The organism is Bartonella sp. OD88NMGDW, assembly GCF_042193775.1.
In the GTDB taxonomy this organism is placed as follows: Bacteria; Pseudomonadota; Alphaproteobacteria; order Rhizobiales; family Rhizobiaceae; genus Bartonella; species Bartonella grahamii.
The window spans coordinates 21,530-46,802 of record NZ_JBHIMA010000010.1 but is presented as its reverse complement, the minus strand read 5'-3'; the positions used below and the strand labels follow the sequence as shown (position 1 = coordinate 46,802).

Here is a 25,273-nt window from a genome sequence, read left to right as displayed (position 1 = left end):
CTTAAGGAACATCTCTATGCATAAGAATCTTTTGTTATGTACAGCCGCTTGTGCTTTGTTTTTTTCTTCTTTTAATTTTACGTCTACCAGTACCGCTTCTGGCTTAAACCCTCAAACACGCCATACCATTGATTTAATAAACACACCAACACAAGCATCGAAAACGACTCTTAACACATCCGCAAAAGCTCATGTGAAATTACCCACAAAAGTTAAGAGAACCGCTACCGCTGATACCGAAAGCACCTCTAAACTTACAGATAATGAAGCAGCCGCAACTTCTGCTTCTCTTGATTTGGCAGAAAAAAGAACAGTTCTTATGCCACAAAAAGAAAGCTCTTTAGTTATGCCTATCGCGATGTTTTCTGTCGGTTTTTCTGATTTCAACAATCAAAATATCTCGTTAGACAACATGCAAATAACGATGTTTGAACCCAAAGATCATCCAGAGAGAGGCGTTTTCTTATCCACTTATGGCAATAAGAGCACCTTTTCTTCCAGCATTCAAGAAAAACAAGATGGTGTTCAAGCAGATATTCGCTATGCTGCATTGCAAGCAGGAGCAACATTAATAGCGCTATACGATCAAAATATCAGCAGCAATTTTGGTCTTTTCGGAACATATGGGAAATTGTCTTTTACGCCTAAAAACAAAGAAAGCTCTCATAAGAAAATGCTTGATAAATGGTCACTCACTGCATATGGAAATATTCAACATGACAGTGGCCTCTATGCACATGCATTTCTCTCTTATGGAATTTTCAAAGAAAATAACACCAGAGCTTTCATCAAACATACCTCAAAAGTAAATAATAGTAAAACATTAGGGGCTGCTGCAACTGTTGGTCAAAAACTGTCAACCAGTTTGGAAGGTGTAATCCTAGAACCGCAAGCACAACTTGTTTATCAGCGTCTCATGCTTGGCTCTTTCTCAGATGACGATAACTCTAAAATAGACATAAGCAAACCTCATCAATGGTTGCTCCGTATTGGCGGACGTTTGACGCAAAACAAAGGCCATGCCCTTTCCTTCTACGGCAAACTGAACGCGATCAAAACTTTTAGTGAAAACCTTCCGCTTGCTGCTATGGGATTTTTAATCGAAGGTGGTTTTGGTATTCAGGCGCACTTATCTGAAAATATCGAGTTTCATAATGATCTCAGCTATCAACATAAATTCAAAAAAGATGGCATATCTGCAATAAATATTTCCGCTGGAATGCGCTATCACTTTTAAAAATACTTGTATTTGCATCTTGAAATACAAAGTACTCTCATTATGTTTCGTTTTGTCTCTTACAAAAGAAACATAATGAGGTTAAAGTTTTATCTTTTATGAGAGAGGGGAAATATTTAGGAATACATCTATATGAAAAAAAGTTTTTTACTATACACAGTTTCTGGAGTTCTGTTTTGTTCTTCCACCAGCTTGTCTTATGCTCTTCATGATACAGATGCACGATCTACAATAGATCTCCCGTCTCCACAACCCGCTCATTCAAATGCATCATCTTCATATCCACCTTTAACATCTAGCTCTACAAGAACGATCATACCCCCTCCTCTTACAAAGAGTGAATCTACAACGCCTACTCCTACGAGCACTCTACCTTCCACAACCAAACTTGAAGGAAATTTAGTTCGAAATACAATTTCTTCTTCAAAACAAAACTCTAATCTTAGCCAAGGAAATACACAAACATCAAAGACTAAAGTGGCAAAAAGTGTACAATCTAACCCTACAGCCACACAAGATATTCTTACACAATCTCCAACGACAGAAATAGCTCCAACAGCAGGAATGGAAGTAAAATCTAGAAGACGTTCGGGTGTTTCCACCTCTTCTACAAACTCTTCCAGAGAAAAAATGTCCGAAAATTCTGCTGTATCCTCACAGTCAGAACCTCCTCAACCTGCACCGAATTTACAACCAACACCTATAAACTTAAAACCTACAAGAGCGGAACCTACAAAACCGGCAACAGAGCTATCGCCAGCGCTTAAAGAACCAGAACTCGCACAGCCAATATCTTTAAGACCAGAAACTGGAAAACCAGCATTATCGGTACCACCAAAATCTGTAAAACCAGCGCCCGTACAATCTGCCTCTGCACAAAAAATATCTGAAAAATCAGAGCTTAAAAAACCAATATCACCAATAAAACAACCTGAAAATTCTACACAAATTGAGGATATAAGCTCCAGAATTGAGGCTGAAAACGGTAAGACCATAACGCTATATAACAAAAAAATTCAAGACAATGGTTTTGCTGTACATGCAGAGGGCAATAATTCAAAAATCAACATGATAGGGGGAACAGTTGATGCGCGTTTTGTTGCGCTAAGTGTATCAGATGGTGGAGAAATTGATGCTACAGGTATTACTGTAACAGCAGAAACAGTTGGTTTGCTAAACATAGAGGGAACAATCAAACTGAAAGATTCAAGCGTACATGTCACGGGTAATCATGAAGTGGACGGTATTATTTTCCGCAACAATCCGTATAGTGCCCCTAGAAAACGATATACACGCAATGCTGAAAGGAATGCCAACGCCGTTCAAGAACAAGATGGAGCCAATATTGCCGATAAAGTAACTCTAGAGAATACAAGGATTTTCGTTGAACATGGTAGAGGTATCAACCTTTATGGAACAGGCATAAACGGTGAAGTCAGCCTTAAAAATTCAGAAATTCATGCCGATATTTTATTAAAAAATATAAAAAACGAAAATGCTTTCACAAACACCCTTACACTGGTTTCTAACCACTCTTCTTTAGAAGGTGGAGTGAGAACTTCTAAAGATAATAGAACTGTTTTTGATCTAAAAGAAGGGACAAAATGGCTTTTAAAGGCGAATAAAAACGCCCAAAATAATGATAATGTTTCAGATGACCATGTACAGTTTGGTGTTGATAAAAAATCATACTCTAACCTTTCTGAATTGCGCCTTACAGACAGTGCCATTATGTTTGACAAGCCAGTGGAAGGACATTATCAAACTCTGTTTATAGGACCTAATCTTCCGAAAAGAAATGAAATAGCTCATACAGCAGCGGTTTACAGTGCAACAGGTGTTGCAGAAATTTATGTAAATACTCAATGGAATAAACATTCTCCTATCACGGAGCAACAAACCGATCGCATTGTGATTAATGGTGATGTCTCAGGGCGTACTGTTGTTCACATCAATCTCCGAAAAACAGATAAAAAAACAACCGATAGCTCTGCTGTTTGGGGAGAACACATGGCGTCACTTCCTTTAGGGACACATGGGATTTCAATCATTCAAGTTTCCGGACAAGCAAACGAAAATTCCTTCACGTTAGCAGGAAACTATATGACAATAGGGAAACAACCTTATAAGTATGTACTTACAGGCTATAAACCTGGAACATCTCATGAGAGCCAAAACCTTTTTGGTAAGAACAGTAATTTCTGGGATTTCCGCTTACAGAATGCCTACATTGATAAGGATAAAAAAGTTCGAGCACTTTTACCACAGGTAGCAAACTATTTAACCATATCTAATACTTTATTTTCTGCTGGATTTACTGATGTCAGCAATCAAAACACGTTGTTAGACAATATGCGAACAACAGTATTTGGGGCAAAAGACAATAAAAAGAATGGTATCTTTTTCTCTTCCTACGGCGAGAAAGTCACCTTATCTTCCAACCGCGATCCACTGCATTACGGTTATGGTGCTGATGTAAACTATACTGCTTTACAACTGGGTGCCATATTAGCCGCCTCGGAAGGCAAAGACATAAGCACACATTTTGGTTTTTTAGGAACATACGGAAAACTTGCCTTTACGCCAAAAGAGATGCAAGATTCTGAAAAGACAACACTTGATAAATGGTCTCTTGCCGCTTACAGCAGCATCCAACATAGCAATGGTATATATGTAAACACACTTCTTTCTTACGGAAAGTTAAAAGGAAATATTACCACAGCTCTTGTTGGAAATGCCGCAAAACTGGATGGTACTGAGATGCTTAATATATCTGCAACCATTGGTCAGAAATTAGCAACCAACACAAAAGGATTGGTATTTGAACCACAAGCACAATTCATTTATCAAAATCTCATTTTTGATATCTTCTCAGATGCCGATGGCTTAAAAGTAGACATGGGCAACCCGCATCAATGGTTGGTGCGGATTGGTGGACGTTTAACAAAAACTATAATGGCTGCTGAAGAAAATAAGGCTGTCTCCTTCTATGGTAAAATGAATGTGATCAGAGCTTTTGGTGATGGTAAAACCATAAAAATTGCTGATACCTTTCATGTTGATCCTACCGGCTCTTCAGTTGAGGGAGGCATGGGGGTGAATGCATATCTTTCTCAAAATATTGTATTAAACGCCGATATCAGCTATCGGCAAAAACTGCAAAAAGCCGGAGTATCTGGCACCAATTTGTCTGGCGGGATACGTTATCGTTTCTAAAGCAGAAGCTAATTTTAACTTAAATATAAAGAGCAGAACTTTGTGCTGCTCTTTATATTTAAACTTATATTTTTTTTAATTCTCAAAAATCATTATCACATTAAAGAAGATTTTGACTTATAATGTTTCTTTTACATATTGAATAAAAAACTGAATACCATAGCATTCTCTCATCAAAACACCCCATGCATAAAGTTTTTATACCTTACACCACACCTCAAACGATGATGTTTTTACAGCACAACAGAATAAGCATTCATGCGGATTTTAAAAAATTAGCCCCTTCTTCGCTGTGGACGCTCCATTTATTTTAGATGATCTGCATTTAATATACCTGCTATAAAGACTTGCTATCTGTTATAAATTCTTAAAGGCATATTTTTCCTCTAAAATCTCAATGCCACACCAACTCCACCATAAGACAATACATTGATTTATAAAGAGTGTTCATTGTTTTACATGTTAAATAAGAATCCAGAATAGCGTAAGATTCTTTCATTTCAGATCCGTTCCATGTTGAAGCAACAAAAACCATATCTCTTGCAAGTTACAAGCGGGCAGAGCCCTTTTGGATAAAAACTATTAAGAAAGGATTAAAAATACCCCTAATGAACCGTCTCAAATGCCAAGGGTTGTAGCAACACCCACGAGCTAGCAAATATGCACCTGCTTACTCCTTTATGAAGCGTAAAGATCGTGGTGCTCAATGGATTTACCTTTATACCATTCACGGACACCACCGTGAAATGGGATTGGTTGCCTTAAGAGATGTTTCTATAAGACAATGCTATCCTGTTTTCTCATGATCATAATCCTCAATCTAACAAAGATGAAACAAACAATAGGATTGCAAATATGATTTGGGGAGCTCATCTGAAAGATGAAAAATGATAAAAATCTCCGCTATAAAAATTAAAGAAGAAACTATTCGTTGAAACGTAACTTCTTTATTTTAGAATTTTTATATAACACTTTACTGTTGAGATGCATAACCGTTAAAACGCATGACCACGATCTGTAGAATTAAGCTTTGGCGAGAAAAACATTTCAGTATCTGCTTGTAAAACATTTTTACAATTTTTAGATTCCTTAACAGCTTGTCCTGAAAGAAAACACTTCTTTCCCCATTCTTCCCTTAATTTTGCATCTTTCTTAAAATCCTCTACGCTATAAGTTTTTTCACACCCCACAGCGAATAATAGAGCCATGCATAATAAAATAATTTTTTTCATTTTACCCTCTTTAAATACCTTATCTGTTAACATCATCCCCCAAATGGGTGTTAAGTTTTCATACTGTATGAGAAGACAGCCTTACTATCACTTACTTGCTTTCAAAGTGAGCACTCTGAGTAAAATAACGTAAGAAGAACTCACGACAGCCATCGTATGAGTTTGTCATAAAATATAATGAGAAGAAAAAAGCCCAAACTGAGTAAAAATGACAAAATCAGAAGACGCACTAATGTTTTTTTCCAACTGATTTCAAATAGTCACATTGCGATAGGAACCGCGCCCCTCACCCTATAAAAAGCCTATGAGCATTATAACGCTTAGTATCACGATCAATAGACTACAAAGCCATTACAAAAAAGTATGAGCTCTTTTTACCTATTCGTATGTTGATTATTGTTTCCCCCATCGAATGCTTAAATAAAAACATCTTGTAATATATAGAAAACAATCAACAATGCAAATCATTTTTACGAAGATTTCTTCGTGTGGAGTCTGTTTGAAATCCATCTTTTAGAAGTCTGAATTTAGAAGCAGATAATTATGAAAGCTTTTCAAGGAATGAAACAGTTTGATCACTCTTAAAGAAGTAAAAAAACGTGATCCAATCCTGAAGACAAAATTCTGATGAAAAAACTTTTGCTAGGAATTCTTTTAAGGCACTGTAAAATATTCTATCCGTTATATCAAACGTTACGCCATTTTGGGATCTATTCATTTTTCACTTTTATCAACTCTGCTCTAGAAATCCATTTCTTGAGCGTTTTTTATCGTCTCATTTTCTCCTTCAAACACAAATACTCAAAAACGTTTTGCCACCAACAATGAAATTTTCCTGCTTTTATAAAACACATAAGTAAAAATAGAAGAGCGATTTTGAGAGCCCCCCCTTGAAAATGGAAATATTATCCATTTACTTCACAAGCGGAAATAATCTCACGGTTTATTCAAACTTTCCCTATGGTCTTTTGCCCTATGCTCTGGTGCAATTTTATTGATAAAGTTTTCTCTATAAAAATTTAAGTAAATATGTTCGTTAAAGCCAATCACGGATTTTCAAAGGGGTTGTAAGATCCATTATCTCGCCGCCATTTTAAAGGTTCAGTGAAATCACTTGACCAAAGACCGATCTTGTTGTTGCGTGCTTTTTCTTCCGCATGATAGTACTGAGTTGGAATAGGATCTTTTCCCTCTTTTGAGAGGACCAACATACCTTCTGTAAGACCTGCCTCAGCTAAATCAACCCCTTGAACAAAACATTGCGCATAATAAACACCATTGTGCATCACAGCCTGTTTACAGGATAAATCCTGCCCAAGTGTTTTGGTGACAAGCCAAGCCGTTGTAACCGCACCACAGGGCCATTCTTGATCATTTAATCGTGCTTTTTGGCGTGGTGCGCACGTGTCTACACCATAAAGATGAATATCACGGGTGATATATGAGCGCCAAGATTGTGCAGCAGGCGTCAGTAATTTAAATGTAACCCCACTTGTAACAGAGGCCTTACCATGAAAAACAACAGCATTATTTGCAACATCGTTTGATGAAACACTCTTCTGCAAATCGAGAACTGGTTCATTTTTTTCTAATTGCTGTTTGGTGATAGATTTAACCAACTTTTCTTCTTCTCGATTTTTTTCTTTTCGATAAAAATTGAGAATATCTTGTATATCTTGCATCTCAAATGTTTTAAGAATACTGAAATCTATTTTATCTTTATACTGGCTTAATCCCCACACTATGGAACCCATAATGTAAATAATAACAATCAATTTAAATAGCATTTCTTAACACGCTCGCTCAAAAAATTCATTGTTTTTCTATCCTTTCACATTATTTATCACTAATCCCATTGTTTTTAAAGAAAAAAATCCAAATATCTGTGTTGCATATTAACTACATTTTGTAAAGAATAATATTCCTTACTTGCATTGTTTTAATATTATTGTCTTTACCAATACATACAACTTAAAATTGCCATTTTCATGTAACACAATCCAAGTTTGAAAAGACTTCTGTCTCTTTAAGAAAAAGAGTTTGAGAGTGAACAGATCCACTATCAAGGCTTTTAAAACAAACAAACGAGAAGATTAAACTGTTATCAAATGACAGCATTCTCCAGTTTGTTAGAGGAAATGGAATGTCGACATATGAACAAATATTATTTGTTAAAGAGAGGTAAAATGACAGATAATAGATTCCAAAACATCATTTTTATCGTGACCATGCTGCTTTTTACGGCAGTTTTTGTATCTGATCTTTCTTATGCTGCTCCTGCTGCTAGTGGAGGTGGTCTGGGAAATCTTGATGGTGTTTTAGGCAACATTGTCACAATGATGACGGGTGCAACGGCAAAGCTTATTGCAATTATATGTGTTGCTGCTGTGGGGATTGGTTGGATGTACGGCTTTATTGACTTACGCAAAGCAGCTTACTGTGTTCTCGGGATTGCTATTGTTTTTGGTGCCCCTGCTCTCGTTGGTAAATTAGCGGGCACAACATAAATGAACGAAGATACTCTTTTCCTTGCCTGTACGCGCCCAGCCATGTTTGCTGGTGTTACAATGGAAGCGATGGCGCTTAATGTCATGGCGACATCCATTCTTTTTATTTTGACGAGTGATTTTACCATGTTTGGTCTTGGGATTGGGATGCACTTTATTTTGCGAGAAGTGACAAAGTATGATCACAACCAATTTCGCGTATTATTTGCATGGCTCAATACTCGAGGAAAACAAAAAAACCTCAACCGATGGGGAGGAGGTTCGACCTCCCCCTTGCGCCTTATCCGAACTTATAAGGAACTAAGCTGAAGGAGCCAAGCCGGTGAAACAGATGTCAATAATGAAACGGGAAACTTTGCCTGAAGAATATATTCCCTATATACGCTACATCAACCAACATGTCGTTGCTTTAAATTCACGCTGTTTAATGGTTGTGATGGCTGTTGAGGGTATAAATTTTGACACTGCGGATATTGATCAATTAAATTCTTTACACAACCAATTAAACACCCTTTTAAAAAATATCGCAGACGAACGGCTTGCTTTATATTCTCACATCATCCGCCGCCGTGAAACGATATACCCAGAAGGTCACTTTCTTTCATCTTTTGCAACAACATTAGATGAAAAATATAAAAAGAAAATGGTTTCGCAAGAACTGTATAGAAATGATCTATTTATTTCACTGCTTTGGAATCCGGCAGCGGATAAAACAGAAAAGCTGGTTTCATTTTTTCAGCGCTTGAGCAAAGCGAAGAAAACACAATCTGAACCCGATGAGGAAGCTATTCGTAAACTCGAAGAGTTAAGTCAAGACCTTATGCAAGGTTTAGAAGAGTATGAAGTCCGTCTGCTATCAATCTATGAACATGAAGGTATTTTATTTTCTGAACAAAGTGAATTTCTCCACCAGCTGGTGGGGGGAAGACGTGAGCGTATTCCTCTCACATTTGGAACTATTGCTTCAACGATTTACTCGGATCGTGTTATTTTTGGGAAAGAAATTATCGAAATTCGCCATGAAAGTAATGAACGCTTTGCTGGCATGTTTGGATGGAAAGAATACCCTTCTAAAACACGCCCTGGTATGACTGATGGTTTGCTTACGGTACCATTTGAATTCATTTTAACACAATCCTTTGTCTTTAAAAGTAAGGCGGCCGCCGGTGCGATTATGAGCCGCAAGCAAAATCAAATGATCAATGCAGCTGACCGTGCTAGTTCACAAATTGATGCACTCGATGAAGCGCTAGATGATTTAGAATCAAACCGTTTTGTTTTGGGCGAGCATCACATTTCTTTAGCTGTTTTTGCTGATCATCCCAAAATATTGTCTGAAAACTTATCAAAAGCACGTTCCCATTTAACCAATGGGGGAGCCGTAATTGCCAGAGAAGATTTAGGATTGGAAGCAGCATGGTGGGCACAGCTTCCTGGAAACTTTAGCTATCGTGCGCGTTCAGGCGCCATTACCAGCAGAAACTTTGCCGCTTTATCGCCCTTCCATTCTTTCCCCGTTGGCAAACTGAACGATAATGTTTGGGGGGCTGCTGTCGCATTGCTAAAAACACAGGCTGGTTCACCTTACTATTTTAATTTTCATTATGGCGATCTTGGAAATACGTTTGTTTGTGGCCCATCGGGATCTGGTAAAACAGTGATTGTTAATTTTCTTCTTGCACAATTACAAAAACACAATCCAACTATGGTTTTTTTTGATAAAGATCAAGGAGCAGAGATTTTTGTACGAGCTGGAGGAGGGAAATATAAACCTCTAAAAAATGGGCAGCCCACAGGGATTTCTCCCTTAAAGGGCATGGAATACACTGAAAAAAATAAAATCTTTCTTCGTAATTGGATCTTAAAGCTGGTAAGCGCTGAAGGGAAAATCGTAACAGAAGAAGAGCGACAAGATATCGCCAAAGCCATCGATTCTTTAGAAAACTTACCCCCAACACAACGTTCTCTTGGTGCACTTCAACTGTTTTTTGACAACACATCAAAAGAAGGTATCGCCATACGACTACAACGCTGGATTAGGGGCAATGATTTAGGGTGGGTTTTTGATAATGATCAAGATGATCTCAATTTAAACGCACAGTTCATTGGATATGACATGACCGATTTCTTAGACAATGAAGAAATTCGGCGCCCCTTAATGATGTATCTCTTTCACCGCATTCTTGATTTGATTGATGGGCGGCGCATCATTATTGTCGTTGATGAATTCTGGAAAGCTTTGGAAGATGATTCATTCAAAGCTTTTGCGCAAGATCGGTTAAAAACAATTCGTAAACAAAATGGCATGATGCTCTTTGCAACACAAAGCCCTAAAGATGCTTTGAACTCAACAATCGCGCACACAATTATTGAGCAATGCCCCACCCAAATATTTTTTCCAAATCAAAAAGCAAATTACAATGATTATGTCGAAGCTTTCAAACTTACTGAGCGTGAATTTGAACTGATACAGTCAGAATTAAGCAGAGAATCTCGCCGTTTTCTCGTCAAACAAGGACAAAGTTCCGTCGTTGCAGAACTTAACTTACGTGGAATGAATGATGAGATCGCCGTTTTAAGCGGCACAACAAAAAACATTGAACTCATGAATGAAATTATCAACGAATATGGAGCAGACCCTGACAAATGGCTGCCCATATTTTATCAAAGGAGAAAAAATCAATGAAAAAATATGGCTTAGTTACACTGTTATCTTTTTCTTTTATTTCACATGCAATATCACAAACGACACCCGATGCGGATGAATATTATAAACAAGCACTCGAGAATACACAAAAATTAGATGCTGCAAAATCAGAAACAGCTGAAAGCGTATATAAAACTGCAACTGAAACTGCAAAAAAAATTAAAGCAATAAGTCATCAACTTGAACAACTTAAGTCACAAACAGATATAACAACAACAGAAGCTGTAAAAAAACCTAGCCTTGAAGAATTGCAGAAGCTTCAAGCTCTTCAACAAGAGCTTCAAGTAAAACTTTCTCTTCTTCAAGCCGATCTTCAAGTGGCTTCTCTAAAACTTCAGTCTCTTGATATGATTCAAGCAAGAGATACGAAAACAAAAGACGAAATGCGTGAAGAAAAGGAACAACAAAAACATAAATACCTTGAGGCACAATTAAAAGAAAAAGAAAAACAATTAAAAGAAAAACTTGAAAGTACGAGTACAAATGTCAGACTTTAGTTTTTCTCCATTTGAAAGCATTTCTGGGTATATTTTAACCCCTCTCGATAATGTGATGGACACAACGGTGAGAGGGTTATCTTCTGCTATTTCAGCGCCCTTAAATCTCGCCGCAATCATTTTTATCTTTCTTTATGGCTATAATGTTATGACAGGTCGCGTTGCGCTTTCCATGCATAGTCTTCTCAATAATGTTGTTAAAATCGTTGTTGTGACAACAATGGCAACGAATGCGGATACATTTAATACTTATGTCAAGGATATTTTCTTCAAAGATTTATCCAATGCTATTGGAAATGCGCTTAACAGCAATCCTGCAAGCTCCAATGTTTTTGATTATATTTTGTTAAAGGCAAATACTCGCTATCAAGAAGTTTTATACAACGCTTGGTTTTTTGAAAAGATCGTTGTGGGGCTTCTTGGTTCTATCATGCTTTTAGCCGTTATTCTTTTTTGTATAGGTGGTTTTATTGTGCAAATGTTTGCACAAGTTGCACTCGTAATGATTATAGGTCTTGGTCCTCTATTCATTAGTTTATATTTGTTTAATGCAACGCGAAAATACACCGATGCATGGATTACAACTTTGATCAATTTTACCATTTTACAGGTTCTCGTGATCATGCTTGGAACAATTATATGTCAAGTTATTCTACAGGTTCTCAAAGTTTCATATGAATCAATCTATGTTCTTTTCCCCCCTGTCCTCGTCATTTCGATCATAGGGGTTATTATCTTCCGTGCGCTTCCCGGTATTGCAACAGCGCTGGCCTCTGGCGGACCATACTTTAACACTGGTGTCTCTTCAGGAGGACAGGTTTTCACAATGCTTGCCAATGGTGCAAGAACGAGTGCGAATACAGTAAAAAATGCCGCTTTACAAATCTCAGGTGCTGCCGGTAACGCTTCTAAAGGTGCGGCAGGCGCGGCAGCAAAAGCAGGAAGATCTGGAGGTGGTCGTGGTCGGTTTTAAGATAAAGCACCTCTTTAAAAGAATAAGCACTTTTGTTTTAGCCTTGCGTGCGCCCTTTGGCGCACGCGCCATGGTCCTGTTCCAGATAAGACCTAACATCTCGGGTCTTACAACAAAACCAATCAAAGTCTTGCATCACATAGACTTGTAAAAGTGTCCAAAATAAAGGCTCTCATGCATTGTATTCCAAGATATTTGTGAGTTCAAAAAATGAAACGAAAAATAACTTTTGTTATGGTCCTAACAATCGCTCTTACTGGTTGCGCCTCTTTGAGTGGCCCCAAAAAACCACCACGCTGTAATGGCAAACATACACGTGCTTTAAATAAAGATAAGTGGAATTGGGACAATCAAAACGTTGTCCACCCAGAAAAGAGCGTAAAGACTGTTACAACTCCTATCATTCTCAATACTTTGGAAAGTGAAAAAGCAACAGCAAATTCAGCTTTATTAAAGCCGGTTATTCATGAAGCACGATCTGATAAAACTGTGGAGGTTACGCGTGAAAAGTGATGCCCTTGAAGAATATATAAAAGAAGCCCGCTCATTTGACATTGATCGCATGCATAGCATGCGCGTGCGAATGAAAATTTCCATGGCTTTAACAGTGCTTTTTGGATTGATGACGATTGCGCTGGCTTTAGCTGTCGCAGCTTTGACGCCTTTGAAAACGGTAGAGCCTTTTGTTATCCGCGTTGATAACTCAACAGGCATTATTGATACTGTAAGCGCCCTCAAAGAATCCCCTAACGACTATGATGAAGCGATAACGCGTTATTTTGCCAGCCAATATGTTCGTGCCCGTGAAGGTTTTCAAGCATCCGAAGCAGAAAACAATTTTCGCTTAGTTTCTCTTTTATCTTCTCCAAAAGAACAAAACCGTTTTGCAAAATGGTACGCGGGCAATAATCCAGAAAGTCCGCAAAATATTTATCATAACATGATTGCTACCGTCACAATCAAATCAATCTCTTTTATAAGCAAAGATCTTATCCAAGTTCGTTACTATAAAACGGTCAGAGACTTTAATGAAAAAGAAAATATTTCCCATTGGATTTCAATCTTAAATTTTTCCTACGTGAACGCACACATTTCAACATCTGACCGTCTCATCAACCCACTTGGTTTTCAAGTATCGGAATATAGATCTGATCCAGAGGTGATAAAATGATCAGACTTTTACAAACAATCTTTTTAATTTTTACGATTACTCTCAGCTTTCACACAGTCCTCTCATTTGCGGAAACAGCGCCTGTCAGTGCACGTAAAGATAACCGCATCAGATTTGTCAATTATGACCCTTACAATGTTGTGCAAATCATTGGCTCCATTCGCTCTTCAGTTCAGCTAGAATTTGCCGACGATGAAGAAGTAACCTATGTAGGAATTGGAAATTCCGTTGCTTGGCAAGTTGCGCCGGCTGGTCACTTTGTTTTTCTCAAGCCGCGTGAAGTCCAACCTGTGACCAATTTACAAATTGTCACAAGCCGCCAAGATGGTACACAACGCTCTTATCAATTCGAGCTGCAAGTCCGTGAAGGCGATGTTTCAGCCGGCAATGAGACGTATTTCTTGGTAAAGTTTCGTTATCCAGAAGATGAAGCCTTACGTAAGAAATTAGCCGAAGCAGAAAAAGCAAAACAACGTGAAGAAAACTTTGTCAATGATGTTTTAAATATCCATGAAGATTTTGGACCACGCAATTGGGCTTATGAAGCCCAAGGCTCATCCCTCATTGAACCTGCGTCTGTCTATGACAATGGAAAAACAACAACCTTTACCTTTTTAGGCAACATTGAAATCCCTGCCATTTACATTGTATCGCCTGATGGGCAAGAAGCGCTTATTCCCAAATCGATTAAAGGCAACAAAGTTATTGTTCATGCAACAGCTGCACAATTCACGCTACGGCGTGGGAATGAAGTATTGTGCATCTTTAATAAAAGGTTCGTACCAGAAGGAATTAACCCTGAAACAGGTACGACATCACCATCTGTACAACGTAAAGTGAACCTAGGAAGCAGCCATGAATAACGCCGTGGATGAAAAAAGCATCAATGATCGCGATACAATAAAAAATGCTCAAGGAAAAAGTCAACAGAACAATGTAGGGAAAGCTATTGCTCTTATTATTCTTTTCAGTGTCTGTCTTTATTTAGCCTATTCAACACTTGTTACAGAAAAAAAACAACCAATTGAATCTTCAAAAGAAGGAAAAGTTATAAAACAAACAGAGCTTTTTCGCCCTGCAAAGCCTACCCCCTCCCCCCTTGAACAGCCTCAACGAAATAACGCTCTATTGCCAAAAGTCGAGCTACCAACACCAAACATCAATCAATTAAATTCTGATGACTCACTTCTGGAAGCAGCACAACGTGCTCCTGTATTAGCTTATGCAAATACACAACAAGGCAAAATAGATTCACAAACAAATAATGGTGTATTGCCTCACCAACTTGAAAGTAAACCTGATGAAACGACACAACGTTTTAATCATCTTCTCAAACCCACAGTGCTTGAAGGTATTCGTGCTTCAACCCTTGGCAATCGAAACTACATCATCGCGATGGGAACTTCTATCCCTTGTATTTTAGAAACAGCCATCAACAGTGATCAACAAGGTTTTGCCAGTTGTATCGTCTCCAGAGATATCTTATCAGACAATGGTCGTGTTGTCCTTCTTGATAAAGGTACCCAAATTGTTGGTGAATATCGCGCCGGCTTGAAAAAAGGCCAAACACGTCTCTTTGTGCTATGGAATAGAGCAAAAACCCCTAATGGTATCATTATATCCTTAGCTTCACCTGCAACAGACAGTTTAGGGCGTTCTGGTATAGATGGAGATATTGATAACCATTGGCTCGAGAGGATTGGATCTGCGCTTCTTGTCTCCCTGATAAAAGATGCGACAAACTATGCCAATAAACGTTTATCAAAAAAACAGGAAAAAGAAGAAACTGAAACAATCTCTTCAGGACAAAACATCGCAAACATTCTCGTAGAAAATTACGCCAATATTCCTCCAACATTATCCAAAAACCAAGGGGAAATGGTGAATATCTTTGTTGCCCGCGATTTGGATTTTTCCAGCGTCTATAAATTGAAAGTCATCGAAAATAAAAAACAGATTACCAATCGAGCTGTTTCAAGAAACTTTTACAAAAATTCTGTGATACCTTTAAAATGAACTCAAACTTACATACCATGAGCGATGAAACCATCGCGATTGTTCTCACAAAACTTGAACCCATCCGTGCTTTTTTGAAAGATGAAAGTCTTTTTGAAATTGTTATCAATCGTCCCTATCAAGTAATGACGGAAGGTATTGATGGATGGAAAACAATAGAAGCACCGGCTCTCTCTTTTAATGAGCTTATGGGGATTGCGAAAGTTGTCGCATCCTATTCCAAGCAAAACATATCAGACAAGAATCCAATATTATCGGCTACTCTGCCAGGTAATGAGCGCATTCAAGTTGTTATTCCGCCGGCTGTCGAAAAAAACACGATTAGTATGACAATTCGCAAACCATCATCGCAGAGTTTTTCTCTCGAAGAGCTCGCGAATAAAGGTCTGTTTTCACTGTGTGAACAGATATCTTTCACGCCATTGAATGATTATCTTTCTCGTTTTAACGAACTCAAAATCATCGAGCATAACTTAGCTCATGCCTACTGCAATAAAGACTTTGTCTCCTTTTTAAATCAAGCTGTAAAATGCCAGAAAAATATTTTAATTGCAGGAAAAACTGGTTCGGGTAAAACAACATTATCAAAAGCATTAATCGCCAAAATTCCTCAAGAAGAGCGTATTATTACCATTGAAGATACACAAGAATTGGTGATACCGCACCCTAATCATGTCTCGATGTTCTATTCAAAAGATGGACAAGGCTTAGCCTCTGTTGGACCCAAAGAGTTGCTTGAATCATCTTTACGGATGCGTCCTGATCGTATTCTTTTGCAAGAACTTCGAGATGGTACAGCCTTTTATTATATCCGCAATGTCAATTCAGGTCATCCAGGTTCCATTACAACGGTTCATGCCTCAACAGCCCTTGCTGCCTTTGAGCAAATGACCCTTTTGGTCAAAGAAAGTGACGGAGGAGGTGATTTAGAGCGTGATGATATTCGAGGACTGTTGATTTCAATGATTGATATCATCATCCAATGCAAACGGGTTGAAGGAAAGTTTAAGGTCACAGAAATTTATTATGATCCCTTCAAACAACGAAACATCTTTGGAGGAGACTAAAAGAAGATCACATCGGTTGCTAAAGGCTCTTTTAAAGCAACGATTGCACATAAAAGGAAAAATGCATGAAAACCAAAGCAACAGAAAACAGCGAAAACCTTTTACCTATGACAGTAGAAGAATTAAAACAACGCCGTGAAGCGGTTGAAGCAGCCATCAGCACCCATGCAATAGAGGGAATAGCGCTACATTCCAAAACGCTAAAAATTTTAGAAGAATATGCAAGGGGGAATATTTCACTCGAGGAATTTAATACTCTCATGGACAACGTAACATTATAAGGAAGCTACGATGCCGAAAGCAAAAGAAAAAACAAAAAATATACAGACAGTTTCTCCTCATCATTATGTCTACCCGAACACCACAACACTCAAAAATAAATATGGAATAAAAAACTTTAAATCCTTTCTGGAGAAATGCTCGCATGATACAGCAAAAGCGATGGTTAATCTGCGTGCAGCCCCCCTACCAGAAAAATTTGATACCTCCTATCTATGCTCTATTCATTATCAGTTATTTAAAAATACCTTTGAATGGGCTGGTCATCTTCGCCATCTTCCCTTTACATTTGAAGATGGTACCACAGCCGCTATGCCCGAAATGAAAAGAACAGGATGGGAAAATCCTTTTGCACTCGGTGATGAAATCCCTGAAGGTTTACAAAAATTAGATCAAACACTTGCCGAAAAAGATAATTTGCAAGGCTTAACGCGTGAGAAATTTAACTCTGAAGCAATAAGTTTATTTAACTTCCTTAACCAGCTCCATCCTTTTAGAGAAGGCAACGGACGTACACAACGGGTCTTTTTTGAAAAGCTCGCTCAAGCAGCAGGCCATCAGCTTGATTTTTCACTTGTTACAAAAGAACGCATGATGCTCGCCAGTGTTGCTGTAGCAGAAAATGGTGATCTAGAACCAATGCAACATCTATTTGAGGATATCTCTAATCCCAATAAAATACTTCTTTTAAAGGAATTCATGAACAACATGAAAGAACTTGGGCGCAATGTTAATGATCGTCCCGTTATGGTTGCAAAAGAAGGTGAAACCTACACAGGAATGTATAGAGGTGCTGGTTATGATAGCTTTGCATTCAATGTGAAAGGGGCTTATATCATCGGCAATAAAGAGCATCTCACACCAGAACAACTCAAAACATTAAAACCCGGTGACAAATTTACCTTTACAGTTCCAAAAACAAAAGAGCTTGAAAGCATTCTCATTCCAGAAGAAAGATTAGCTCCTTTGACAGAAAATAAAAAAGCCGAAATGGTTGCAGAAGATTCTTGCGTCCACGCAAGCTTAAAACAGGTCCAGAAATTGGCAAAAATTGTTTATGGTAAAGAAAAAACATTAGATAAACAGATGCTAGAGATCATCAAAAATCCAAGCTTAGGCCAACAGCTCGCCAACCAGATTGAAAGAGCACCGCACTCTGTTTCTCATCTTGCAGGTTTCAGTTTATGTGGACTACAAAATCAAGCACGTGCAAACGCTAAAAATCATCTTGAGATGCTCTGTACTACCGTTGCAAATTTCGCCCATGCTGTAAAACATGCGGAGAAGGAAATTACTCAAGAACATGCAACAGAACAAAGTCGTCGTGCAAAAATAGTAAAAATGCCAAGCAAAAGCTTACAAGAGCTCTTCACCTTGCCAAAAGAATTACAGCAAGAAGCTTTAGCAAAAAATCCTTTACTTCAAAAAGAGCTTACCGACTTTGTAAAAAACATCAATAGCCGTCTCTCACTAACTGAACATAAAGCTGTCAAAAATAATGAGTATGAAACACTGGCTCAAAGCATTGGTGTATCAGAAAATAAAGCCAAACAAATTACACAAACCGTTAAGCAAGCCAAAGAGCTACATCAGCAAACACAAGTATGCACAATGCATCGTTCCAAAGCATTTGCTATGGCTTGCTAAGAATGGATAAAAGCTTCCTCCTTTATAAGAAGGGCTCATAAACGAGAACTGTTTGGCGTCATCTGCACCTTTGCAAAAAGAGATGAGAGTTAATATCACACACCTGAAAAGAGAGCTTTTCGCAGCATGTTCTGATAGAATTGAAAGTAAATACAATGAAATATACCAAGACACAAATGGTACTCATTTTAACACCAATCGCTTTAGGTGCTTTAACGATATTCTTTGTTCCTCATTTTTTGTTGTTTATAACAAATGGACTAAAGAGCAATCAAATTTATTGGACACTTCGTTCAGAACCTTTACTAGTCTTAGCACTAACAGCTGCTGTGTCATTGTTTTATAGTCTCTCGCAAAAGCTGCACTTACGTAAAGGAATTACTTTCGTTTCCCTTATCTTTTTTGGAACCGCAGCTCTTTATTATATTGGTGGAGAAATAAAACGTTTAAGTCCCTATGTTGGACAACAAGGAATAACGTGGAATTATGCGCTTCAATTCATGGACCCCATGATTGTCTTTGGCATCATCATTGGTGTTTTTTTTTCCGTTATTCAATTGATAACAACCTCTCCACCTAAAAATAAGGTCAGGCGAGCAAAAAAAGGTGTGTTTGGTGAATCCGCGTGGATGAATTTAAGAGAGGCAGCGAAAATTTTTCCTGCCAATGGGCAAATTGTTGTGGGTGAAAGATACCGTGTTGATCAAGATAATGTGTGCAAAATTCCCTTTGCACCTGGCAATAAAACAACATGGGGAAAGGGTGGGACAGCCCCTTTGCTAACCTTTAATCTTGATTTTGGCTCAACTCATATGATCTTTTTTGCTGGTTCTGGTGGCTATAAAACCACAAGTACAGTAGTTCCTACGTGCTTAACCTATCCAGGGTCTATTATTTGTCTTGATCCTTCAACAGAAGTTGCCCCAATGGTCAAATTTGCGCGTCAAAAGATGGGGAATAGAAATGTCATTGTTCTCGATCCCAATTCATTTTTAACAAAAAATTTTAATGTCATCGATTGGCTTTTAGACGACAGCGTACCACGCACACAACGCGAAGCAAATATTGTAAGCTTTTCTAAGTTGCTTCTTACAGATAAAAAATCAGACAATTCTTCAGCGGAATATTTCTCGACACAAGCTCATAACCTTTTAACAGCTCTTCTTGCTCATGTTATATTTTCTGATGAATATAAAGACAACGAGCGCAATTTAAAAACATTGCGTGGAATTCTCTCTCAATCAGAAACAGCTGTTGTCAATCAACTACGTATGATTCAAGAAACAACACCTTCTCCTTTTATTCGCGAAATGGTTGGCATTTTTACAGAAATGGCAGAGCAAACCTTTTCAGGAGTCTATACAACCGCATCAAAAGACACTCAATGGCTTTCTTTGTCCAATTACGCAGATCTTGTCTGCGGAGATGATTTTTTTTCCTCAGATATTACAAATGGCAATACAGATGTTTTTCTCAATCTCCCCGCAAGCATTTTAAACAGTTATCCAGCTATTGGACGCGTGATTATTGGCGCCTTTCTCAATGCCATGGTTACAGCAGACGGTAACTATAAAAAGCGTGTTTTATTTGTCTTAGATGAAGTTGATCTTCTAGGCTATATGAATATTTTAGAAGAAGCGCGCGATCGTGGACGTAAATACGGTACATCCTTAATGCTTTTTTATCAATCTTCTGGTCAGTTGGTCAATCACTTTGGAGAAGCTGGAGCACGTTCATGGTTTGAAAGCTGCTCCTTTGTCAGCTATGCTGCCATTAAAGACTTCCAAACTGCCAAAGACATTTCAGAACGCTGTGGACAAATGACCGTTGAAGTAACCGGAACAAGCAAATCAAGAGGCTTATCTTTAGGAAAGGGTTCATACAACGTCAATTACCAACAAAGAGCTCTGATTTTACCCCATGAAGTTATTCAAGAAATGCGTCAAGACGAACAAATTATCCTTATGCAAGGACAACCTCCTTTGCGATGTGGACGCGCTATCTATTTCAGAAGAAAAGAAATGTTAGCCGCAGCTGCAAAAAACCGCTTTGCCCCACAAAAGAAAAACTAACCTCCTCTTATGAGATCTTGACTATGAAAAGAACAAAAACAATATACATTTCTGTTTTTTAAAAGCCCGTTAACAAAAAGTTTTTACCCGCTTCCTCACACACATAGGGAAAACATGATAAAAAAAATCCGTGTTTTTTCCTTTTTGTATTTTGTGTATCATTTTACCAGCGCCCATCGTCTTTATAAAAAACACCAATCCCCTCATCAAATCACCTATAACTAAACCAACATCTCCACTGAGGAAAGTCTGCAAATACATTCCTCCAAAGCTTTTTGTGTATAATTTGTCCCCTACAAACAACCCAAAATTTAATCTTTGAGATAAGAACTCTCAAGACACCTACATTCAAGAACATCGACTTTTCCAAAAAAAACATTTTAGATATACATCAAAATGAATAAATCATCCTTATACAAGCTTTTCCCCTTTACGATATCATAAAGTGTTCTACTTTAATGATAAAGCGCTGAAAAAAAGCCTTTCTCCCCAACCAAAGAAAGGGATTCCTCTCTTATGGATCTTAAAGAAGCGCAATACGATAAGAGCAACAATCAAAATAAAAAACAATTTGTTTCAAACATACACAAACGAGATGTTCATATGGCAAGATGTTCGTATGGAGCAATAAGAAAAACATAATGGAGAAAGATTCTTGATGACTGCTTTTGCCCATAGATTCACTAATCTAAGTACTGTGTATGAAAAGTACCAACTCCATCCGCAAACCAAGAGCGATTGCACCCGCCATATCCACGATCTTCATCAAAGCGCTCTTACAAATAACTTTATTAAAAGAAAAAAACCAACAATTTTAAGCAACGTTTTTCTTTTTGACCTCTTCCTTACACCTCAAAGAATGGAGTTTTTTCCAGAGTCAACTTGTAGATAATCCATTTTCTGACCACTCATGGGATTCATACCAGCACCTTCAATACCAGTATTTTACAGCACAACAGGATAATAAACAAAAAGAAACATCAGAAAACCTTTCAAAAGTATCACAAAACGATCGATACAACCATCCATACACTTGAGGGAAAAGCACTCCCTCTCATAACACCAAAAATCTCAAAAGAATACGCGAAGGGGAATTTTTCATATGCAGCGTTTAAGACGCTTATCAACCACCACCCTACTTAGGAGAGATTATATGTTAGAGCAAAATTATTTATATAAAGGTACCTTAACACTCAAAAATAAATACGGCATAAAAAATCCCAAAAAACTGTATGAACGCTGTGCCCATGATACCGCCAGAGAAGCTGTCAATTTTCGCCATGAACCACTTCCACAAAAATTTGATTCCACTTATTTAAAATTAATTCACTGGAGCCTCTTCCACAAAACTTTTGAATGGGCTGGAAAAACCCGTGATGTATCCTTTACATTTGAAGACGGAACCTCTGCCCATATGCCGGCGATGCGTCCCAAAGGTTATGAAGTTCCTTTTGCTGTCGGACCGCAGATTCAAAAAAAACTAAAACAACTCGAAAAAACACTTAATGAGAAGAACAATTTAAAAGGTTTATCGCGCCAAGAATTTGCTGAAAATGCCGCTGAAGTTTTTATGGTGCTCGAGCACGCACATCCTTTCCGAAAAGGGAATGGGCGCGTAAATCGAATGTTTATGGAAAAACTTGGACAAGCAGCAGGACATACCATTGACTTTTCTTTCATCACAAAAAGACGCATGACAGCAGCTTGTATTGAAGCCATGCAATACGGCAATCCCCAACCGATGAAGGATCTTTTTGAAGATATCACGCATCCGCAAAAATCCCTTGTTTTAAAAGAATTCATCTCCCAAATGAGAAATGCTGGACTAGATGAAATTAACAATCGTATTGTTGTTGCCGCAAAAGAAGGGATCCCCTATGAAGGCATCTTTAGAGGTTTTTCAGCAGAAGGTTTTGTCATGGAAGTAGACGGTGCTTTCGTCGTCGGCCACAAAGATGATCTCCCCCCAGAACTCGTCAAAACATTACAAAACGGTGCCCGCCTCTGCTTTCAAAAAAACAACGTTCAAAGCTTACAAGAAACACTGATCCCAAAAGAGACATTAGCACCTCTCACACATGAAGAGTTATTCACAAGGATTTCAAATGACCCTTATGTTGAAGCATGCCGAAAAGAAATCGAAAAATTATCAAAGATTGTTTATGGTAAAGCCCACGCATTAAAGACAAAAACGGATATCTTAACGGCAGATCCAAGCTTAGGAAATCAGTTTGCCAATGAAATTTTACAAAACCCTCAATCAATTTCTAAACTTGCAGGAAGAAAAATACTTGACATGAAAAGTCCAAATCGCAGACAGGCGGAACAAACTGTTCCACAACTCAGCCAAGCCCTTAAAAATTATGCCACAATAACAGAACAAACAAAAGAAGAAACTTTAGAACAACATCAAAGAGAACAAAAACGCCTGAGCCACACCGTCGAAACACCTGGAAAAAATTTACAAAACCTTTTTGCCTTACCAGGAGAACAACAAAGAGAAGCTTTATTGCATTCTCGTTCACTGCGACAAAAACTCCATCACTTTTCGCGCCAACTACATAATCGTCTATCCTCAGAAGATCGTAAAGCCATACAAGAAAAAGATTATACCAGACTAGCTTGCCTACTTGGAACATCAGAAAGCAGAGCAAAAGAAATTGCGAATACTGTAAGGAACACCAAAGAAGCACAATGTCAAGCTCCCACCTTAAAAGTTAATCGCTCTTCATCACTTGCTCTTACCGGCTAAAAACGCGTGAACTTTTTTCTTCCAACTAACTCTTGGCGCAAATCATTTTATCTCCATTGCGCCCACCAGTTGTTTTAGAATGTTACAAAAAATAGTCCTAAAAATGAATCCTGTAATTTACTATAACTTATTGATAAAATTTCATAAAAAAACTGTATAAAAGACATAAATGTCCACTACATATAAATATGAATAGCGCGAAATCTTTGGAGGTCATTCAATTCGATATCTGCCTTGTGTCTTACAGTTATCAAAAAGTAGGGAATGCGCCAACGCCAAAGAGGTTTTCTAAAAATATTGAAAGGAAACAGCCATGAAAAAAAGTTACCCAACCGCTTCTACCAATGTAGATGAACTAAGACGACAATTTGAACAACAAAATCTAGGAGCTTCTAATGTAGAAGACCTCTACGCAAAGGTTAATAAACCACCCAAAGAACAGCGCAACCCACAACAATATACACTTCAACAACCACCAACAACGGTCTATGCTCCCAAAAAGCCACTAGAACAACAAAACCTAGGAGCTTCTAATGTAGAAGACCTCTACGCAAAGGTTAACAAACCACCCAAAGAACAGCGCAACCCACAACAATATACACTTCAACAACCACCAACAACGATCTATGCTCCCAAAAAGCCACTAGAACAACAAAACCTAGGAGCTTCTAATGTAGAAGACCTCTACGCAAAGGTTAACAAACCACCCAAAGAACAGCGCAACCCACAACAATATACACTTCAACAACCACCAACAACGATCTATGCTCCCCAAAAGCCACTAGAAAATCCCTATGACAGACTTGGTGGAGAACCAAGTGATGGGCGACGCGCCGACAAACTCGTAGATCCCTATGCAGTAACGGATCTGGAGGCGAAAGGTTGGCAAACGTCCCCTTACGAGACAATTGGTGAAGGTGCACAAGGTGGACGATATCCCCATGAACCAGAACATCTCTATGCAGAGCTTGAATTTGGTGAAAGTGGTGGGCGCTCCCCCCAAAGACCGCTAGAATCTGTCTATGCAACGGTTGGCATGGGTGCTGAAGGCGGGCAAGAGTCTGAACAACGAGAAAATCCCATCTACCAAGGCGTTGGCAGAGGAACGACAACATCTCCCAGAACCCCGAAAGATGAGATTACAACAAAGCTTTTACAAAACACAAGTTTTCAATATGGTGTAAGAGAAACCCAAGAGTGGTGCAACGTTGTTTACGGTAACGAACATGCTTTGAATGAACACTTGGCTAAGATTCTTGACGATCCAAAAAATGCAGAAAAAGTCTTGCGGGACCTTGCAGAAAATCCCGAAAGCGCGGGTAAGCTTGCTGGTAGGAAAGCACTTGGCATAAAAAGTCACGCACGCAAAGAAGCTGAAGAGGGTTTTTCTCCCCTTTGCTCAGCTCTTGAGAGACATATCCATACTACACAAAAGCTCCATAAACAGTTTACACGGGAGCAGGAAAGAGAAAGAGGTCAAAGACACGAAAGTCCAGAAAGAGACTCAGAGCACAGACATCACCACCATCATCGTCGTCATCACACAAGAGGACAAGAACAAAATAGTCCAGAGCACAGCCCACAACGGCAAAGACATGGCGAAAAAGGAATGGCTTTTGCCATGTAAGTGAGCCCCCGTAAAGTACATAAATTTTTATTTTTCATTGAATTTCTTGGCGCAAATCGTTTCATTACGATTGCGCCAAGAGTTGTTTTAAAATATTACAAAAAATAGTTCTAAAAGTGGATCCTGTAATTTATCATAACTTATTGATAAAATTTCATAAAAAAACTGTATAAAAGACACAAAGTCCCACTACGATGATGGTAAATAGCGTCGTTCTTTGGAGACCACTCAATTTTGATATCTTCTTATAAAAACCATAAAAGTATAAAGGGC

The 25,273-nt window shown here is 38.3% G+C and carries 21 protein-coding genes; 18 read left to right on the top strand and 3 right to left on the bottom strand.

Annotated elements, in window-relative coordinates:
• Positions 1-16 precede the first annotated feature (16 nt).
• Positions 17-1,237, top strand: a complete 1,221-nt coding sequence (locus ACFIJR_RS07795) for an autotransporter outer membrane beta-barrel domain-containing protein (RefSeq protein ID WP_375627446.1) — start codon at positions 17-19, stop codon at positions 1,235-1,237.
• A 257-nt stretch (positions 1,238-1,494) separates the two neighbouring features.
• Here ACFIJR_RS07795 and ACFIJR_RS09330 read toward each other — a convergent pair whose 3' ends face one another.
• On the bottom strand, positions 1,495-1,839 hold the full coding sequence (locus tag ACFIJR_RS09330) for a hypothetical protein (RefSeq protein WP_404978548.1): 345 nt from the start codon (positions 1,837-1,839) through the stop codon (positions 1,495-1,497).
• A gap of 28 nt (positions 1,840-1,867) precedes the next feature.
• On the opposite strand from ACFIJR_RS09330, the gene ACFIJR_RS07790 reads away from it, so the two are divergent.
• Entirely contained in the window at positions 1,868-4,453 is a 2,586-nt protein-coding gene (locus tag ACFIJR_RS07790) for an autotransporter outer membrane beta-barrel domain-containing protein (protein ID WP_404978547.1), read from the top strand.
• Between the two features lie 680 nt (positions 4,454-5,133).
• Positions 5,134-5,259: a hypothetical protein gene (locus ACFIJR_RS07785; protein WP_375653925.1), complete on the top strand. Its 126-nt coding sequence runs from the start codon at positions 5,134-5,136 to the stop codon at positions 5,257-5,259.
• Positions 5,260-5,448: 189 nt separating this feature from the next.
• Here the strand turns inward: ACFIJR_RS07785 and ACFIJR_RS07780 are convergent, their stop codons facing one another.
• Entirely contained in the window at positions 5,449-5,685 is a 237-nt protein-coding gene (locus tag ACFIJR_RS07780; RefSeq protein ID WP_375626376.1) for an EexN family lipoprotein, read from the bottom strand.
• Positions 5,686-6,731: 1,046 nt separating this feature from the next.
• Entirely contained in the window at positions 6,732-7,472 is a 741-nt protein-coding gene (locus ACFIJR_RS07775; RefSeq protein ID WP_375626378.1) for a hypothetical protein, read from the bottom strand.
• Positions 7,473-7,871: 399 nt separating this feature from the next.
• Between ACFIJR_RS07775 and ACFIJR_RS07770 the strand changes: the two genes are divergently transcribed.
• From ACFIJR_RS07770 to ACFIJR_RS07700, 15 genes are all read left to right on the top strand, one after another.
• Complete coding sequence (locus tag ACFIJR_RS07770) at positions 7,872-8,192, top strand: TrbC/VirB2 family protein (protein ID WP_375626379.1); 321 nt, start codon at positions 7,872-7,874, stop codon at positions 8,190-8,192.
• Positions 8,193-8,501 carry a type IV secretion system protein VirB3 gene (locus ACFIJR_RS07765; protein WP_212112790.1) on the top strand — a complete coding sequence of 103 codons (309 nt, stop codon included), beginning with the start codon at positions 8,193-8,195 and terminating at the stop codon, positions 8,499-8,501.
• A gap of 22 nt (positions 8,502-8,523) precedes the next feature.
• Positions 8,524-10,878 (top strand): VirB4 family type IV secretion/conjugal transfer ATPase, encoded by a 2,355-nt coding sequence (locus ACFIJR_RS07760; protein WP_375653924.1) that lies wholly within the window; start codon positions 8,524-8,526, stop codon positions 10,876-10,878.
• Entirely contained in the window at positions 10,875-11,396 is a 522-nt protein-coding gene (locus ACFIJR_RS07755) for a type IV secretion system protein VirB5 (protein ID WP_375626381.1), read from the top strand. Before ACFIJR_RS07760 ends, ACFIJR_RS07755 begins: the two co-directional genes overlap by 4 nt.
• Positions 11,383-12,369 (top strand): type IV secretion system protein, encoded by a 987-nt coding sequence (locus tag ACFIJR_RS07750; protein ID WP_375626427.1) that lies wholly within the window; start codon positions 11,383-11,385, stop codon positions 12,367-12,369. The genes ACFIJR_RS07755 and ACFIJR_RS07750 overlap by 14 nt, the downstream gene beginning before the upstream one ends.
• A gap of 210 nt (positions 12,370-12,579) precedes the next feature.
• Positions 12,580-12,882, top strand: coding sequence for a type IV secretion system protein VirB7 (locus ACFIJR_RS07745; protein ID WP_375626383.1), 303 nt, complete (start codon positions 12,580-12,582; stop codon positions 12,880-12,882).
• The gene (locus ACFIJR_RS07740; protein WP_273788313.1) at positions 12,836-13,540 is read left to right on the top strand and encodes a virB8 family protein; all 705 of its coding nucleotides are present in this window, start codon (positions 12,836-12,838) and stop codon (positions 13,538-13,540) included. Before ACFIJR_RS07745 ends, ACFIJR_RS07740 begins: the two co-directional genes overlap by 47 nt.
• On the top strand, positions 13,537-14,403 hold the full coding sequence (virB9, locus tag ACFIJR_RS07735; RefSeq protein WP_375626385.1) for a P-type conjugative transfer protein VirB9: 867 nt from the start codon (positions 13,537-13,539) through the stop codon (positions 14,401-14,403). The genes ACFIJR_RS07740 and virB9 overlap by 4 nt, the downstream gene beginning before the upstream one ends.
• Positions 14,396-15,556: a type IV secretion system protein VirB10 gene (gene virB10 / locus ACFIJR_RS07730; protein ID WP_375626387.1), complete on the top strand. Its 1,161-nt coding sequence runs from the start codon at positions 14,396-14,398 to the stop codon at positions 15,554-15,556. The genes virB9 and virB10 overlap by 8 nt, the downstream gene beginning before the upstream one ends.
• A complete protein-coding gene (gene virB11 / locus ACFIJR_RS07725) occupies positions 15,553-16,623 on the top strand; it encodes a P-type DNA transfer ATPase VirB11 (RefSeq protein WP_015856713.1) in 1,071 nt (356 codons plus the stop codon). The genes virB10 and virB11 overlap by 4 nt, the downstream gene beginning before the upstream one ends.
• A 65-nt stretch (positions 16,624-16,688) precedes the next feature.
• Positions 16,689-16,904, top strand: a complete 216-nt coding sequence (locus ACFIJR_RS07720; protein ID WP_015856714.1) for an antitoxin VbhA family protein — start codon at positions 16,689-16,691, stop codon at positions 16,902-16,904.
• A gap of 10 nt (positions 16,905-16,914) precedes the next feature.
• Complete coding sequence (locus tag ACFIJR_RS07715) at positions 16,915-18,549, top strand: BID domain-containing T4SS effector (protein ID WP_375626390.1); 1,635 nt, start codon at positions 16,915-16,917, stop codon at positions 18,547-18,549.
• A 155-nt stretch (positions 18,550-18,704) separates the two neighbouring features.
• A complete protein-coding gene (traG, locus tag ACFIJR_RS07710) occupies positions 18,705-20,621 on the top strand; it encodes a Ti-type conjugative transfer system protein TraG (protein ID WP_375653923.1) in 1,917 nt (638 codons plus the stop codon).
• 1,153 nt (positions 20,622-21,774) lie between these two features.
• Positions 21,775-23,373, top strand: a complete 1,599-nt coding sequence (locus ACFIJR_RS07705; RefSeq protein ID WP_375627375.1) for a BID domain-containing T4SS effector — start codon at positions 21,775-21,777, stop codon at positions 23,371-23,373.
• Between the two features lie 313 nt (positions 23,374-23,686).
• Positions 23,687-25,000, top strand: coding sequence for a BID domain-containing T4SS effector (locus ACFIJR_RS07700; RefSeq protein WP_375653921.1), 1,314 nt, complete (start codon positions 23,687-23,689; stop codon positions 24,998-25,000).
• Positions 25,001-25,273 lie beyond the last annotated feature (273 nt).

Excerpts from the sequence above, each read along its gene's own strand:
- ACFIJR_RS07795 (WP_375627446.1), top strand. The coding sequence starts at position 17 with ATGCATAAGAATCTTTTGTTATGTACAGCCGCTTGTGCTTTGTTTTTT.
- ACFIJR_RS07790 (WP_404978547.1), top strand. The coding sequence starts at position 1,868 with ATGTCCGAAAATTCTGCTGTATCCTCACAGTCAGAACCTCCTCAACCT.
- ACFIJR_RS07785 (WP_375653925.1), top strand. The coding sequence starts at position 5,134 with ATGAAGCGTAAAGATCGTGGTGCTCAATGGATTTACCTTTATACCATT.
- ACFIJR_RS07780 (WP_375626376.1), bottom strand. The coding sequence starts at position 5,685 with ATGAAAAAAATTATTTTATTATGCATGGCTCTATTATTCGCTGTGGGG.
- ACFIJR_RS07775 (WP_375626378.1), bottom strand. The coding sequence starts at position 7,472 with ATGCTATTTAAATTGATTGTTATTATTTACATTATGGGTTCCATAGTG.
- ACFIJR_RS07770 (WP_375626379.1), top strand. The coding sequence starts at position 7,872 with ATGACAGATAATAGATTCCAAAACATCATTTTTATCGTGACCATGCTG.
- ACFIJR_RS07765 (WP_212112790.1), top strand. The coding sequence starts at position 8,193 with ATGAACGAAGATACTCTTTTCCTTGCCTGTACGCGCCCAGCCATGTTT.
- ACFIJR_RS07760 (WP_375653924.1), top strand. The coding sequence starts at position 8,524 with ATGTCAATAATGAAACGGGAAACTTTGCCTGAAGAATATATTCCCTAT.
- ACFIJR_RS07755 (WP_375626381.1), top strand. The coding sequence starts at position 10,875 with ATGAAAAAATATGGCTTAGTTACACTGTTATCTTTTTCTTTTATTTCA.
- ACFIJR_RS07750 (WP_375626427.1), top strand. The coding sequence starts at position 11,383 with ATGTCAGACTTTAGTTTTTCTCCATTTGAAAGCATTTCTGGGTATATT.
- ACFIJR_RS07745 (WP_375626383.1), top strand. The coding sequence starts at position 12,580 with ATGAAACGAAAAATAACTTTTGTTATGGTCCTAACAATCGCTCTTACT.
- ACFIJR_RS07740 (WP_273788313.1), top strand. The coding sequence starts at position 12,836 with ATGAAGCACGATCTGATAAAACTGTGGAGGTTACGCGTGAAAAGTGAT.
- virB9 (WP_375626385.1), top strand. The coding sequence starts at position 13,537 with ATGATCAGACTTTTACAAACAATCTTTTTAATTTTTACGATTACTCTC.
- virB10 (WP_375626387.1), top strand. The coding sequence starts at position 14,396 with ATGAATAACGCCGTGGATGAAAAAAGCATCAATGATCGCGATACAATA.
- virB11 (WP_015856713.1), top strand. The coding sequence starts at position 15,553 with ATGAACTCAAACTTACATACCATGAGCGATGAAACCATCGCGATTGTT.
- ACFIJR_RS07720 (WP_015856714.1), top strand. The coding sequence starts at position 16,689 with ATGAAAACCAAAGCAACAGAAAACAGCGAAAACCTTTTACCTATGACA.
- ACFIJR_RS07715 (WP_375626390.1), top strand. The coding sequence starts at position 16,915 with ATGCCGAAAGCAAAAGAAAAAACAAAAAATATACAGACAGTTTCTCCT.
- traG (WP_375653923.1), top strand. The coding sequence starts at position 18,705 with ATGAAATATACCAAGACACAAATGGTACTCATTTTAACACCAATCGCT.
- ACFIJR_RS07705 (WP_375627375.1), top strand. The coding sequence starts at position 21,775 with ATGTTAGAGCAAAATTATTTATATAAAGGTACCTTAACACTCAAAAAT.
- ACFIJR_RS07700 (WP_375653921.1), top strand. The coding sequence starts at position 23,687 with ATGAAAAAAAGTTACCCAACCGCTTCTACCAATGTAGATGAACTAAGA.